Annotated in this window: 12 protein-coding genes; 5 read left to right on the forward strand and 7 right to left on the reverse strand. The window is 56.9% G+C overall.

Going from position 1 to position 14,850, the window contains the following annotated elements:
- Nucleotides 1-2 precede the first annotated feature (2 nt).
- From gmd to U5809_RS09755, 6 genes are all read right to left on the reverse strand, one after another.
- Nucleotides 3-1,037 carry a GDP-mannose 4,6-dehydratase gene (gmd, locus tag U5809_RS09730; RefSeq protein ID WP_322086328.1) on the reverse strand — a complete coding sequence of 345 codons (1,035 nt, stop codon included), beginning with the start codon at nt 1,035-1,037 and terminating at the stop codon, nt 3-5.
- Between the two features lie 41 nt (nt 1,038-1,078).
- On the reverse strand, nt 1,079-1,945 hold the full coding sequence (locus U5809_RS09735; protein ID WP_322086309.1) for a DUF1796 family putative cysteine peptidase: 867 nt from the start codon (nt 1,943-1,945) through the stop codon (nt 1,079-1,081).
- Nucleotides 1,946-2,076: 131 nt separating this feature from the next.
- Nucleotides 2,077-4,431, reverse strand: a complete 2,355-nt coding sequence (locus tag U5809_RS09740; RefSeq protein WP_322086310.1) for a glycosyltransferase — start codon at nt 4,429-4,431, stop codon at nt 2,077-2,079.
- Nucleotides 4,428-5,645, reverse strand: a complete 1,218-nt coding sequence (locus U5809_RS09745; protein ID WP_322086311.1) for a glycosyltransferase family 4 protein — start codon at nt 5,643-5,645, stop codon at nt 4,428-4,430. The genes U5809_RS09740 and U5809_RS09745 overlap by 4 nt, the downstream gene beginning before the upstream one ends.
- Before the next feature lie 66 nt (nt 5,646-5,711).
- Nucleotides 5,712-6,758, reverse strand: coding sequence for a DUF4214 domain-containing protein (locus U5809_RS09750; RefSeq protein ID WP_322086312.1), 1,047 nt, complete (start codon nt 6,756-6,758; stop codon nt 5,712-5,714).
- Nucleotides 6,759-6,879: 121 nt separating this feature from the next.
- Complete coding sequence (locus tag U5809_RS09755) at nt 6,880-7,479, reverse strand: DUF4214 domain-containing protein (RefSeq protein ID WP_322086313.1); 600 nt, start codon at nt 7,477-7,479, stop codon at nt 6,880-6,882.
- Between the two features lie 32 nt (nt 7,480-7,511).
- Between U5809_RS09755 and U5809_RS09760 the strand changes: the two genes are divergently transcribed.
- On the forward strand, nt 7,512-7,655 hold the full coding sequence (locus tag U5809_RS09760; RefSeq protein WP_322086314.1) for a hypothetical protein: 144 nt from the start codon (nt 7,512-7,514) through the stop codon (nt 7,653-7,655).
- On the opposite strand, the gene U5809_RS09765 is transcribed toward U5809_RS09760, so the two are convergent.
- A complete protein-coding gene (locus tag U5809_RS09765) occupies nt 7,648-8,832 on the reverse strand; it encodes a polysaccharide biosynthesis/export family protein (RefSeq protein ID WP_322086315.1) in 1,185 nt (394 codons plus the stop codon). The genes U5809_RS09760 and U5809_RS09765 overlap by 8 nt on opposite strands.
- A gap of 199 nt (nt 8,833-9,031) precedes the next feature.
- Between U5809_RS09765 and U5809_RS09770 the strand changes: the two genes are divergently transcribed.
- From U5809_RS09770 to U5809_RS09785, 4 genes are all read left to right on the forward strand, one after another.
- Nucleotides 9,032-10,186: a glycosyltransferase family 1 protein gene (locus U5809_RS09770; protein ID WP_322086316.1), complete on the forward strand. Its 1,155-nt coding sequence runs from the start codon at nt 9,032-9,034 to the stop codon at nt 10,184-10,186.
- Nucleotides 10,187-12,226 carry a capsular biosynthesis protein gene (locus U5809_RS09775; RefSeq protein WP_322086317.1) on the forward strand — a complete coding sequence of 680 codons (2,040 nt, stop codon included), beginning with the start codon at nt 10,187-10,189 and terminating at the stop codon, nt 12,224-12,226.
- A gap of 93 nt (nt 12,227-12,319) precedes the next feature.
- Complete coding sequence (locus tag U5809_RS09780; protein WP_322086318.1) at nt 12,320-13,744, forward strand: mannose-1-phosphate guanylyltransferase/mannose-6-phosphate isomerase; 1,425 nt, start codon at nt 12,320-12,322, stop codon at nt 13,742-13,744.
- A 200-nt stretch (nt 13,745-13,944) separates the two neighbouring features.
- Entirely contained in the window at nt 13,945-14,757 is an 813-nt protein-coding gene (locus U5809_RS09785; RefSeq protein WP_322086319.1) for a mechanosensitive ion channel family protein, read from the forward strand.
- Nucleotides 14,758-14,850 lie beyond the last annotated feature (93 nt).

The raw sequence follows: 14,850 nt of genomic DNA on the forward strand, positions 1-14,850 counted from the left end.
GGTCAGAACGGAAAATCTTTCTCGCAGCGTCGAATATCGCTCTCGACCATCATCTGGCAAAGGGATTCGAGCGTCACTGTAGGCTCCCACTGAAGCTCCGCCCGCGCGCGCGACGCATCTCCCACGAGCAGGTCTACTTCGGCCGGACGATGGAACGTCGGATTAACGCGAATTATCGTTCGGCCGCTGTGACGGTCGACACCTACTTCATCAATACCACTACCCTGCCACAGCAAGTCGATCCCGGCCACCTGTGCCGCAATCGTCGCAAACGTGCGAACGGTTTCGGTCCGGCCTGTCGCAAGCACATAGGTCCCCGGTGAATCCGCCTTTAACATCCTCCACATGCCTTGCACATATTCTCGCGCATACCCCCAATCTCGCTTGGCATCTAGATTACCGAGCTCAAGCACGTCCAGTTTTCCGAGTTTGATCTTCGCGATACCGTCCGTGATTTTTCTGGTAACAAACTCCCGTCCTCGCAACGGTGACTCGTGATTGAAGAGAATTCCACTACATGCGAATAAATCGTAGCTTTCGCGATAGTTGATCGTCATCCAGTGTGCAAACAACTTTGCCACGCCGTACGGATTACGAGGATAAAATGGCGTGAACTCCGTTTGCGGAATCTCCTGAACCTTCCCGAACATTTCGGAAGTACTCGCCTGATAAAACCGGACAGTCGGATTTACCATGCGGATAGCTTCCAGCAGATGCAACGGGCCGACACCGGTAATCTGCGTGGTCGTAAGTGGCTGCTCGAACGAAACCCCAACGAAGCTTTGCGCAGCCAAGTTGTAGACTTCTGTTGCGCCTGTACGCTCCAGAAGGCGAATTGCGGTTCCGAGATCCGTCAAATCGAATTCGACCAGCTTCAGCTCGGGAACATCGATTGAGAACAGTTCCGACATTCGCCAAAAATTTGGCGAACTCGAACGACGATAAGTACCGTAAACGGTATATCCTTGCTCAAGAAGCCATTGCGCCAAATAAGCGCCGTCCTGCCCGGTAATTCCAGTAATAATCGCAGTTGGCAAACGTTTCCCCGTCACTCAAATATTCATCAACACAAACCACATCAGCGGGATTCTTTCAGAACAGACCCAATGGATTTCAGGATTGTCACTTCGTCCAAAACGTCTTCAAACGTAAGCGCATTCCATTTCGATATCGGTTTTAGCGACAACAGGCGATGACGCCCTCTGCTACCACGAACCGTTACTTCCGGAAGATCCGCCTTTCGATCGCCAACGCTGACGTACACAAGCACGCCATTGCGTATCGTTCGATCTACTGCCGCGGCAACCTGATCGAAATGGTCGCTCGTTTCGACCGATTCCTTTCGAACAAGAAGGTAAATTTTCTGTCGATCACTTGCCGCCGACGCGCGAAACCGGTTGACGCACCGAGTCACATATCCGTAATCCGCCGCCATGTGCACATCATGATGATTAAACACGTAATTGACACCAAACTCGTTACGGTAGAAACGATGATCCACCTTATTCACATTAGCGCCATCGCGGCGACGCTCCAATGGAACAGGCTCATAATATGATTGATCGAGAAACATTCCAAAGTTGTCGATCAAGCAATGTTCAATCATTGCGGGCGACGAAAAAAGCCAATCGAACGGCCCTGAATATGCTTTCAGCCCAAAGCTTTTCAACAAATAGCTTGTGAAACAGTGTGTGCCAAGGCTGACGATCTCCTGAGATTTCAAAAACGGATCCGGGGACGCACGGAGATAAAGGTGTCGAACCAAATGATTCGACGCCTCGTCACTCTGCATCATGCCGCGAACAAGTTCTTCACGAACCCTAATGTCGGGTTGGCCGCGAAGAAGCTCCTCGTGATAAATCAATCCCGCCGGATCCGCCTCACGGCCAACCAACTGTCGATACAGAATTTTTATAAGATCGCTATCTTGATTGACAGAATTCATACATCCGTATCTTGATTTCAGTATGTGGCACGCCTATGTCGTGCCAGTCCAGGCTGGCATACGATGTTCGTACCCACCTCGCGCTTGTTCCATCGGCCACGTAGCATCGTTCGTATTGCTACGACGGGATACTACCTCAGCGAGGCCGCTTCGACGTACCTTCGTGCAGATTCCTCGAAGCTGGCGAAGTCTCTCGCGAAGCGATACGCATTGAGGGCCAGTTGGTTGCGTGCATCGGGATTTTCGAACATGAACCGCAGGTATTCCACCAACTGCGGCACCTCAAACTCGTCCAGATCGCACTTCCAAGCGACCGAATGCGGCAGTTCCGCGAACTGCGCAAGATTCGAGACGATACATGCTTTGCCAAGCGCGAACGAGTTGAATAGCGATCCGGACGACTCGCCCATCGTCGGATAGCGGAGATTCACGATGACATCGGACGCACACATGTACCTCAAGAAGTCTTCTTGCGACACGAACGAAGTGTGGTGCCAAGCAGCATCCGGCAACTCGAACTCTCGAGCCCACCCGCGCAAATCGATCTCCGAATCGTTCGCCTCGCCGACGAGCAACATCGATACCGGGTATCCTTCACTGCGCAACTGTGCGACTGCTCGCATCGTTACGTCGACTCGCTTGTTCTTGTTGACAAAGCCAAATACACCGACGTAAAACTCCGACTGCGCGAGCTTCAGCTGCTTCAATGCCGCCGCCCTGTCTTCCTCCACTACCATCGGCTTCGGATGCGTACCGTGATGCGACGCCAGCACCGGTGTTGCCTCATTCGCGAGGCGATCGGCGACCCATCGCGAATGCACGACCGCCGCCGTACTCCGCGCAACTAGGGGCTCCGTCATCGGGAACTCCCAGATGTCCGCATATCCGCCACCTTCGACTTCCGCCCAAGCCGCCTCCCCGCGCTCTCCATACCAAGTGAGGATCGTTCGGTAGAACGCACGCTCCCCCTTGAACAAATATCCGTGCTGCGTAAACGGATGCACGTTGTAGTCGTGAATGACGACAACGCCTGGAATATCCCACGCGCAACGATAAATTTCACAATGGTCGAGACCATTGCCGATATGGTAAATCGCGCGGTCGTACTCACCCGAGCGATTACGGTATGTATCGATCGGCTGAACTGATACGCCGGCAAGCGGCAGTGGATTTTCTGCCGGCGTAAAGACGGTCACATCGGCGAGCTTCGCCAGTTCCTGGACCAGCGCAAAACTGTAGTCGGCAATGCCATTCTTCTGCGGCGGCCAAGGCGACAAATACGCAATTTTGATTCGATGCGCCGTGCCCGACGATATCACCTCCTCTCGCATGCTGTGAAACAACGCGAGATAAGCATTACACGTTTTCGTCCAATGGAATTCACGTGCGTGCTCGGCGTTCTCCATCCATGGCCCGGGACGGGAGACGCGATCGCGCCAGGCGGTCGACAGCTTGTCGACCACATCGTCGTCATCGTCGACGTCAAAGAGATAGCCGTAGCCCGAGCAGACCTCGGGAATCGACGAGTTATTGCTAGCCACCACCGGGATACCACAGGCAAGCGCATCGAGCACCGGAAGGCCAAATCCTTCGTACAGTGTCGGAAAGAAGAACAGGCTGGCTCCGCGAAACAGCTGCCCAAGATAATCGTCGCTGACGTACCCGGTCAGATCAATGGCGTCCGCGACCCCAAGCTCACGCGCCTCTGCAATGATCTGCGCACGTTGCTCGTCGGTGTGTGCACACACCAGACGCAAGATCGGACGCTGCGAGTCTCGCGGCAGGCCCGCATAGAATTTTGCAAACGTGCGTACGGCACCGGCCATGTTCTTGCGAGGATCGAATCCGCCCACGTACAAAACATACGGCGGATTTGACATCCTCGGCCCCACGGTCGATGGCCACATCCGAGTGAAATCGCTCGCCAGCGTTCCGACCACTGCCCTCGCTTTCGCCGCGGGCAAAAGCCGTCGAAAATCTTTTGCGCTGTGCGACGAAACACACATGACCGTGTGCGCGTGCGCCGCGATTTCCTCCAAGCGCAGTTTGTAGTCGTCGACGAGCTCGTCACGCCACTCGCCGTAGTATTTCTCGGGAAATACCGCCGGAATCAAGTCATGCAACGTGCAGACGATACGAACACCCCGAAGACCAAACGGATAGTGCACATTGATCATCAACGGATTAACGTTCCAGTAGACGTCAAAATTGTGCTGCGCATGCAAACTCTGAAGCTGGCCGCCGTAGGCGCGGCACCATTCAACCTGAGGCCCGCTCGCCTCGAGCGGAGGCAAAACGATCGGACGAAGTGCATCGCGAACTTGCGGCGAGAAATGATTCAGCCAACTAATATCGCGAATCGCAATGAACCATTTGATGCCGATCTCATGCGTCACCATACCTTCCACAATGCGCAGAAACACTTGGCCGATACCGCGCGACATCTCGGGAGTTCCAAGGGTTTGCCCGTCAATCAATACTTTCATGCCAACTCCATTGCGTGCAGCAGACGGTTCATCACAACCGGCCAACCATATTCTTGATTGACGAATTTACGGCCTGCTTCGCCAAGGCCATCAGCGACATCTGATTGCGTGAACTTATTCAACACGGCCTCGAACTGCGCCTGATCGGCAAACACCTCCCCGCCACCCGAGCGATCGCAATGTCCACTCGTCACTGAACATTGTCGTGGCACGACCACCGGACGCCCCACAAGCCAGGACTCCATTACGACATAAGAGAAGCTTTCCATTACAGAAGGATTGATCAGCGCGACGGCACCGGACACAATCGCAAACTTCTCCTCGAGCGAGACATAGCCCGTGGAAATGAAATGCTTCGACTTGGGAACGATTTCCATATTCCCGGCGCCGACGAGGACCAACGGGATCGTCGGCAATCCGGCTGCCTCACGCTGCGCGCTCCACTCCTCATACCAAGGCAGCAGATACGACAACCCCTTGCCCTCCTCAATGCGGCCAACGTAGGTGAAATAGCGACCCGGCAGCTTAAATTTCTCGGCGACCGACAATCGCATTGCCTTTATTTTCTCGCGGCTCTCAAGCGATACCGGTAACTCGACTCCAAGCCCGACTACCGGAGCTTCCACTACTTTCCGGCCACCGGCACGCCCATGTGCGGCGATCGTCAACCGTTTCTCTTCTTGCGACAGATAAAGCAAGTGACGAGCCCGCTTAACACTCGCCTCGATCGGCGACCAATAAAATTCGGGTTCATCGTGGAAAGCCGGCATGAACGAAATGCGACCGGGTAACGCATTGATCAGTGACGGCGCGAGGGCTTGATAGTAGTGCCCTGCCAGAATCGGAACGTGTTTGGGCAACTTCGAAGCGAAATCGATCAGCTTCTGGGAATTCATCCCTAGCGTAAAGAATGCATCCTGCAGGTGGCGCTCGACGGGCAGACCATCAAGGCGCTTTCTCACCGCCAAATGAAAATCGTCCTGGTTGCGCTGATCAACCTCGAACCGAATCGTGCGAGTTCCGTCGACAACGCTTTCACCAGCAGGATGCGCGTCCTTGTGCCAATCCAAATATGGCGACTTGCTAGTTGTAGTCAGGACGGTTACGTCGATACCACACGCTTTAAATTTCTTCGACAATGCCCGGAACGTCGCCTCCCCACCACCAGCAAACGTACCAAACCATGGCGTAACGAGATATATTTCGGATTTCATATCAACTCACTGACCACATTGTTCACTCGCTGTCGTGCCGGCCACCGACGCGGCACAACACGAACCTCATTCGCGATCGACTTCGGCGTGCTTCGCGAGATCGATCAGACTGTCTCGCAAGATGTTCGACTGAGCTTCGATCGTAGCAATCTTCTGACTCAGAATATCGAGTTCGGTCCGCAGATCGTCGGCACGATGCGCCTCTGACAACAGATCCACTTGATCAGCAATATCGTCAATCACGCTCTTCAGCACATCAAAGCCGCTATTGACGGTTTGTTGCATCACAACCGTATTGCGATTTAGTGCAGCAAAGATATGCTCGGTTCGTGCCTCACGGTGACGCGCTTCACGCCTCCAGTCCGGCGTCTTGACAAGCGCCGCGCCGAAGACGAGCAACCCTCCCAGCACCGGCGTGTCGACGGCCGCCTCCCACAAATGGGCCATTCCCAAGCCACCAACGCGAACACCTCGCCGCTGGCCTTCTTTGGACCGTCGAATATCCCGGATCAAGCGAATCTTGCTTTCGCCTTTGCGAAGTGCGCGCAGATAACGTTCGGCACCACTCGGGTCGGGCGCGCGACCAAGAATCGAGCGGTAGGCACGATTGACGAAATCTTCGTCGTGAAACGACTGCAGCGACTGAACATGAACGAAGTCCGCCGGCGACCTGTCCGCGAACCGCCTGCAAGCGTGACCGATCACTGGCCACTTGCCTAGACGCCCGACCCATCGGCGCCATGTTATGCCCATCACTTTGACACGCCTGTGCATGGCTTCGTCCGAGGCCAGAATCGAGGCGATCACTTCGATTCTGGCAGTGCCGCTCGACAGCATGCGAAGATAATATTCTTCGCCGCCTTGGTCCGGCTTACGGCCCAGCAATACCGTGTAAGTACGCTCGAGAAACTCCTTTTCGGAGCCACACAGCAACTCTTCAACCCTGTACACCGGCTGTGCGTCTAGCGCTCTCCCGCCGCCAGGAAAGTGCACTTGGGGCATCTCAGCCGGCCTCAACGCCCTGCCAGCAACCTCGATCTGAGGCGCTCGACGGCTCAATCCAGGAAGTGCCGGTGTTGCGGGATAGGTAGACAGCCGCTCCCGGATCGACATCAGTGCTCCTACGATATCGATTTCCGCGTGAACGGAAGACGGCCCTTGATATTCGCTGGCCGGCACACTCGGTGACGCCCCATCTCCGGCGCCGCGCGTGGAAACCTGCGGCGAGGACGTATCACGCCCCCCCCCCCCCTATCACTTCGACCGACCGCCGCGGCATTGCCCGTCGCTCTTCGATCTGGATGCGAAGCGAGTCGTGCTGCCGCTCGACGGCCCGCGCATTGTTGTCGGACGCCTTCTCCGCGGCCTCCCCAGACGACAGCAATTCGCTCAGCACATCGAGACGTGATCGCCCGCCATCCAGTTGGCGCATGTAGTAGTAAAAGGCTCGATTATCAACGTCTCGCCGCAAAACAGCGGCAAACGCAGCCTCGATGAACTCATCGTTCGCAACGTCGAGAAAGTCGTCAAGGTGACGACTCGAAGCATGGCCGATGAGCGCACCCATATCTCCGGTCGCGCCATCTCTTGGCTGTCGCTTGCAGATCACCAGCCTCAGCATTTCCATCGATGACGCAACATCGATTTCAGGACGCGACGCCCGTTCGCGAAGCTCGCCCTTCGCGCGCGGCTCATTTGACACCATTAGTGGAGTCGATTCGTTAATGGTTGAGTTATCGACCGTCTGATTCCCCTTCGAAATCGACGCCTTCTCTCTTATGGCATCGGTACCGAATATTTTCCTATTACGATCGAATTGCGTGCGCTTGCCCATGATTGACTATTATCTTTTTGGATATTTAGCGTATGATCGACAAAGTAATCGCGCCACTGCTGGGTATCGCATCTGCAATCACCGTCTCGACCGTCGATACTACGCTTGCCCTCGCTACGCCAGCATCGGTCGCCGAAGACCGAACGATGCTGGCGTGTGCCCGCTGCTTTATCTGAATGTTTGAACGCCGGTTACGACTGGGTACGCCACCGAGAACACGACATTCAGAAACTTCTGGAGCTCCGTGATGGGCGCGTTCGATACGTACAGCAGGTCTTTGTTATCCATCATGAAGCTTTGCGCTACGAAGAACGAGTTCGGATCGCGCAGATTGATACGGTAGATAACGGGAACCTTGCCATCGACGGTCGTTCGGACGGGCTGAGTCGGCCACTGAAGCGTTTTTGCATCTTCCAAGCGGAAAATGAAAACTCCCTGAGCATCGGATCGAGAGTCCTGAAGCCCTCCAGCACGCGCAAGCGCTTGGGCCAGCGTGATACCCTGAGCCTCGAAGTTGATCTCTTCGTTCTTGCCCGTAGCGCCCAGAGCAGTGAAGCTATACGGCTGATACAGCGCGGTGACGACATCTCCTGCCCGCAACGGGACATTCTGGCGCGGATCGCGAATAACCGTCTCGAGAGGCATCTGAACAACCGCGCCGCCACGTGTTATTTGAATGGTGACTTTATCCACGGCCTGACGGACACCGCCCGCACTTGCAAGCGCATCGAGAAGCCGTTCGCCGCGGGCAGAAAGCTGCATCCGATTGCTGCTTGCGACATCCCCGACGATCGTCACATATGATGTCGCGTTCCGCGACAACTTGACCAGCACCTGCGGATCGTGAGCAATATTCTTGAGCCGCGCGGCGATATCCTGCTGCAACTGCGTGGTTGTACGATTCGCCGCCCGGACCGCCCCCGCGAACGGCACGTTAATCATGCCACTGCCGTCGATCGTTTGATCCGGCAAGACTGTCACGCGCGCATTGGTCGGTCCGGCGCTGCGCCCGTCCGACGGAGCGGTAGCGCCAAACAACGTGGCAGGCGGCGCCTCCCAGATCGATACTTCGATCGTGTCGCCCACCCCCAGTTGTTGCTGAAACGCAGGCGTGCCGCCGAGCGTCGACAGAAAATCCGACCTGATTCGCTCAGCATACAGCCGCCTTGCAATCTGGTCGTTCACGTCAACAACTTGAATGCCGGCTTCGCGCCCCTGGTCTTCAGGCGCACCCGCGCTCCGCTCGATCTGCGAGCGACTCGGGCCAGAGGTTGGGATAGCCGAACAGGCCGATAATATGAACGCACCCGTGGCAACCACGGATAGAAGAGCACGGGATGGTAAGCGAGACATTGTAGCGATGTAGTGGACTCAAACTGATCCCGAATTGTCGCATGTTGAAAGATAGAATAGAATGTTTCGCTTTAATGTGTTGCTTTCAGAGCCAACCGTTAATGCCGCTACGGGTACCCTTCCGCAACGAACCGGGGCTCACGTGACGATCCTGCTGATCGTTGGTCGGTCCGCGAAAACATAATGACGCTGCGTTGCGGTGACACAAATTCTTCTTGACATCACACGCCTCATTACCCGGCTCTACGACGGGTTGTTGCCGACGGGCGTCGATCGAGTTGGGCTGGCGTATATCCGTCGTTATGGGCCGACAGCCCGCGCTGTGCTCAGCGAGCGCGGATTTTCCGCGATAATGACGGAACGCGATTCACAGCAATCGTTTGCCTCCCTGCTGTCTTCTTCCTTTAACAAGCATACGATTCGTCAAATGGTGGCGCGCACACTCGTCAACCAGCTTCGACCGACACGACTCGGTCGCTCCATTCTCTTGCACACCAGCCACAACGGAATGGAGCATGCGCGCTATTACCAAGCGATGACAAGACGTGGAGCCCGGTCCGTGTTCATGGTGCACGACCTTATTCCGATCACACATGCCGAGTATTGCCGCCCGGGAGTTGACGAGGCCCATCGCCGCCGGATTCATACCGCCATTCGACATGCAGACGGGCTGATCGCGAACTCGCAATTCACATGCGATGCCCTTGCCGAAGAGGCCAAGCGCATCGGTCTTCCGCTACCGCCCGTCGTAGTCGCGCATCTAGCGTCGGGAATCGATACCCTGGAATCAAGCGGCCAGCCGCCACTCGATGCACCTTATTTCGTCATGCTTGGCACAATCGAACCACGCAAGAACCATTGGTTCATGCTGCATGTCTGGCGCCGCATCACTGAGCTTATGGGCGAATCCGCCCCGAAGCTGGTCATTATCGGGAGAAGGGGCTGGGAATGCGAGAACGTCGTCGACATGCTTGAGCGATGCGCTCCACTACGAGGCACGGTCATCGAAGAATCGAACTGCAGTGATGAGCGATTGTCGAGTTGGCTCCAGCATGCGCGCGCAATGTTGTTCCCATCTTTCGTCGAGGGATACGGAATGCCGCTCGTAGAAGCACTTATGCTTCGCGTACCGGTGCTGGCAAGCAATTTGTCGGTTTTTCACGAAATTGCCTCCGACATACCTGACTATCTTGACCCCCTGGATGGCCCAGCGTGGATCGCACACATTCAAGCCTACGCAAAACGTGATAGCGTCGAGCGAGCAAGCCAGGCTGGACGCATCAAACAGTTCCGCGAACCGACTTGGGCCGAACATTTCGAGAAGGTCGATGACTTTCTTGCCTCCCTTGACTAAATGAGCGCCTCGACCGACCGAAGCACTTCGTCACTTGCGAAGTACGAAATCGATCCTGACACGATTTCACATGGCCGCCGCCTCGTCAGCTGGCTGCGGGGCCGCTCACCTTACATCTGGGTAGATCGCAGGGCCGGCGCCGCAACAGCACACATCGCCAAAATGATCGGTGCGACGGCGGAGCCTGTATTCCCTGGCCCCATCCTTGCACGCCGAACCCGTCACGCTCCTCCGCTTTCGTGGTTTCGGATTCCCAATGATGAGAAGCAACGCGGAACATTTATTGCCGCATTGAATCACTCATTGTGCACCGTCAGTTGTGCTACATCTCAACCGCACACGTTGACGCTAATGACGCGCGTGCTACAAAGCGATGCATTACACGTTCGTCGACAATTCATCGATCTTCCTGCCGAATGGCATGCCCCGACCTCAACCAAACGCGTCCTCTTAATCGACGAAAGAGAACATTCCCACACGGATTTCTGTACACCATCGCGCCGCCGTCGACAGCGGTTCCGGACGATGATCGATGCGGCACTCGCCACACATCCCGATGCAGAATTCTGGCTGTTGCGTTCATCTGATCCCGGCTCAGGTCATTGGCTTTCAGCGCGCACGTTGCTTCCTGCGGGAACACGACCGCTAAATCCCGCACACGCATTCTGTGAGGTGCTCACGCAAGTCGACGCAGTGTACGTAGTTGGTGCATCGGAGGGCATGGGAGCACTACTCGCACAAGTCTCCGTACATGTTTACGGATCGCCGTACTATGCCGGATGGGGTTTGACGAACGACGGCCTCCACATGCCGGAACGTACTTCGCGCCCCTCGCTTTCCGCGCTGTTTGAAGCAATTTTCATTCGTTTTGCAAAGTATTTTAATCCACAGACCTACCAGCTTGACACACTCGAATCCGCACTCGATTCCATTGAGTTGCAACATTGCGTCGCAGCACGCTTTGCCGCACTCAACCACGTAGCGGGCATACGATTCCAGTGGTGGAAACGCCCATACGCGACGCCATATCTTTCGTGCGGAGGTGGCAAACTGCGATGGGTTTCGGATCCCGGACGCGTGCAAGCAAGCGAAATTGCAGCAGTCTGGGGAGGGCGCTCAACCGAAGGACTCCCGATTAATGTGAAGCACATCAGGATTGAAGATGGCTTCATCCACTCAGCGGGACTCGGCTCCGACATGTCACCACCATGCAGCCAAGTCATCGATTTCCAGGGTATGTATTTCGACGCAGGACGCCCTAATGACCTGACAGAGATACTGAATTCGGCGTTGTTCACCGAAGACGAACTGGCACGTGCCGCACACCTGCGTAGCGAAATCGTGCGCACCGGCGTCACCAAATACAACCTCGGACGTCGAGCACCCGAATGGCATGCGCCGACAAGCAAGCCGATTGTACTCGTTGCAGGCCAAGTTTCCGACGATGCATCCATCCGTCTGGGTACCAGCGATATTGCCACTTCGGAGGCGTTACTCAAGGAAGTGCGTACACGGCGGCCAGACGCCTTCATCGTCTATAAGCCCCACCCGGATGTACTATCAGGCAATCGCGCGGGACTCGTCGACGCAGCACATCTCGCAGACATCGTAGACATGGATGCCGACCTCATTTCGCTGATCGACGCTTGTGATGAGGTGCATGTCCTATCGTCTCTCGCTGGCTTCGATGCCCTGATGAGAAACAAACCGGTCCATACTTACGGACATCCGTTCTATGCAGGTTGGGGACTGACGCACGATGTACTTCCGCAGTCCTGGCGTACGCGACAGTTGACACTTGACATGCTTACAGCGGGTGTCTTGCTTCGATACGCAACATATTGGGACTGGAAGTTGAATTTATTTACGACGCCCGAATCGATCGTCCGCCAGTTAGCGCCCAAAGCTGCACGCCCTTTGGATGAAATTCAAGGTAGCCGCACACGCCCTTTAATTAAGGCGACACGCTGGATTCGCAACGCGCTTTCCCACTCGGCGTGGCAGAATCGCCGCTTCTTTTGCGAAAGCACCGATACATAATCCAGCATGCGTTGTTAGTTACAAATATTCTTAAAAGCGCATTCATAATCAACCATACAAGCATTCCAGCGAATTTTCTTTCCGAGGACTTTAATGATCTACCCAGTCATTCTTTGCGGCGGCAGCGGCACCCGCCTTTGGCCGATGTCGCGCGGCGGCTATCCGAAGCAATACCTGAAGCTGACGGGCGATCAGACGCTCGTCCAGCAGACGGCGTCCCGCCTTCAGCACATTCCCGGCGCCGCCGCCCCCATCGTCGTCACCAACAACGAACAACGCTTCCTCGTCGCGGAACAGCTCCGCCAGGTCAACATCACGCCGTCGTCGATCGTCCTCGAACCGGTAGGCCGCAACACCGCGCCCGCGATCGCGATCGCGGCGCTGCTCGCCCTGCACGAATCGCCCGACGCACTGCTGTTGGTGCTGCCGTCCGACCACGTCATCCTCAACGAGCCGGCATTCATCGCCGCAGCCAGCGAGGCAGCCGCCATCGCAGCAGACCAGCACCTCGTCACGTTCGGCATCACGCCGACGGAAGCGCACACCGGTTTCGGCTATATCCGTCGCGGCCCGGCCGTCGCGGACGGCAAGCAGGTCTACAAGGTCGACGCGTTCGTCGAAAAGCCCGACGCACCGACAGCCGAGCGCTTCCTCAGCGACGGCAACTACTACTGGAACAGCGGCATGTTCATGCTGAAGGCGTCCACGTACATGGAGGAGTTGCATCGCCATGCACCGGAAATCGCCCGTCAGGCAGAACTCGCGTTCGAATCCGCCAAGCGGGACAACGACTTCGTCCGCCTCGACGCTGACGTGTTCGCGGCCTGCCCGAACGTCTCGATCGACTACGCGGTGATGGAAAAGACCGAGCGCGCAGCCGTCGTCGCGGCGGCCGACCTCGGCTGGAACGATATCGGATCGTGGAGCGCGCTTGCGGACATCGCGGACGCAGACGATCAAGGCAACGCGCTCATCGGCGACATCTTCACCGATTCGGTAAAGAACTCGTACATCCGCGCGGAACACCGGATGGTTGCCGCAATCGGTCTCGACAACATCGTGATCGTCGAAACCGCCGACGCCGTGCTGGTCGCGCATCGCAACAAGGCCCAGGACGTCAAGAAGATCGTCGAATGGCTGAACGCCTCCGGCCGCCACGAATCGGTCACGCACCGTCGCGTCGTTCGCCCGTGGGGTTCGTACGAAGGCATCGACCAGGGCGACCGCTTCCAGGTCAAGCGCATCATCGTGAACCCTGGCGCACAGCTCAGCCTCCAGATGCACCACCACCGCGCCGAACACTGGATCGTCGTGAAGGGCACGGCCATGGTCACGAACGGCGACAAGGAAATCATGCTGACGGAGAACCAGTCGACCTACATCCCGCTCGGCGCGACCCACCGGTTGACGAACCCGGGCAAGATCCCGCTCGAACTGATCGAAGTCCAGTCGGGCGCGTATCTCGGCGAAGACGACATCGTCCGTTTCGAAGACACCTACGGCCGCGCAGCGAAGTAAACACGGCAACTTCCGGGTCACACGCCGCAACCAGCGTCGATCCGATGCACTAGACGGGCAGCACGCACACGCGTCCTGCCCGTCTTTCATTTCGTCAAGCAACGTAAGACAGGTTGCCCGCCCCTCCCAGCTCAGGTTATAAAAGCGCCACCCACCCCGGTGCATGCGCCGCCCTTTTCACCCTTGACTTCGGAGAACGCATGATCGATCTCGCCACCGCCCAGCAATTCCTGATGACCCGCGGCCTCGACTTCGGCCTCAACCTCCTCGCCGCGATCGTATTGTGGTTCGTCGGCCGCTGGGCGATCCGCATCGGTACCCGCCTGCTCGGCAAGGTCGTACGCCGCAGCGGCAAGGTCGACCCGACGCTCACCGACTACCTGACCTCCGTCGTCGGCGTGCTGCTGACGATCCTGCTGATCCTCGCGATCCTGCAGATCTTCGGCGTGCAGACCACCTCGTTCGCCGCGCTGCTCGCCGGCCTCGGCCTCGCGATCGGCACCGCCTGGGGCGGCTTGCTCGCGCATTTCGCCGCGGGCGTATTCATGCAGGTGCTGCGCCCGTTCAAGATCGGCGACGTGATCAACGCGGGCGGCGTCACCGGCACGGTGAAGGAGCTCGGCCTGTTCGGCACGACGATCATCACGCCGGACAACATCGTCACGATCGTCGGCAACAACAAGATTTTCTCGGACAACATCGCCAACTACAGCGCGACGTCGTACCGTCGTGTCGACCTGACCGCGAAGATCGCGAACGGCGTCGATGCGGTTGACGCGATCAACCGCCTGAAGTCGTCGATCCAGCAGATCCCGAACGTGCTGACCAACCCGGCACCGGACGTCGGCGTGTTCCAGTTCACGCCGGAAGGCCCGTTGCTGTTCGTGCGTCCGTCCACTGCACCCGAGAACTACTGGCAGGTGTACTGCGACACCAACCGCGTGATCCTCGAGACGTTCCGCGACGCGCAATACCCGACGCCCGAAACGCCGGTCTCGCATCGCAACGCGTAACGGCCTCACCGGACGAAAAAAAGCGTGGCAATTTGAATTGCCGCGCTTTTTTATTGCAGCTGTCCCGTCCTGAAATAGGTTGACACTTTTTCA

It is taken from the genome of Burkholderia sp. BCC1999 (genome assembly GCF_905339975.1).
GTDB lineage: Bacteria > Pseudomonadota > Gammaproteobacteria > Burkholderiales > Burkholderiaceae > Burkholderia.

Excerpts from the sequence above, each read along its gene's own strand:
- U5809_RS09735 (WP_322086309.1), bottom strand. The coding sequence starts at position 1,945 with ATGAATTCTGTCAATCAAGATAGCGATCTTATAAAAATTCTGTATCGA.
- U5809_RS09740 (WP_322086310.1), bottom strand. The coding sequence starts at position 4,431 with ATGAAAGTATTGATTGACGGGCAAACCCTTGGAACTCCCGAGATGTCG.
- U5809_RS09745 (WP_322086311.1), bottom strand. The coding sequence starts at position 5,645 with ATGAAATCCGAAATATATCTCGTTACGCCATGGTTTGGTACGTTTGCT.
- U5809_RS09750 (WP_322086312.1), bottom strand. The coding sequence starts at position 6,758 with ATGTCGATCCGGGAGCGGCTGTCTACCTATCCCGCAACACCGGCACTT.
- U5809_RS09755 (WP_322086313.1), bottom strand. The coding sequence starts at position 7,479 with ATGGGCAAGCGCACGCAATTCGATCGTAATAGGAAAATATTCGGTACC.
- U5809_RS09760 (WP_322086314.1), top strand. The coding sequence starts at position 7,512 with ATGATCGACAAAGTAATCGCGCCACTGCTGGGTATCGCATCTGCAATC.
- U5809_RS09765 (WP_322086315.1), bottom strand. The coding sequence starts at position 8,832 with ATGTCTCGCTTACCATCCCGTGCTCTTCTATCCGTGGTTGCCACGGGT.
- U5809_RS09775 (WP_322086317.1), top strand. The coding sequence starts at position 10,187 with ATGAGCGCCTCGACCGACCGAAGCACTTCGTCACTTGCGAAGTACGAA.
- U5809_RS09780 (WP_322086318.1), top strand. The coding sequence starts at position 12,320 with ATGATCTACCCAGTCATTCTTTGCGGCGGCAGCGGCACCCGCCTTTGG.
- U5809_RS09785 (WP_322086319.1), top strand. The coding sequence starts at position 13,945 with ATGATCGATCTCGCCACCGCCCAGCAATTCCTGATGACCCGCGGCCTC.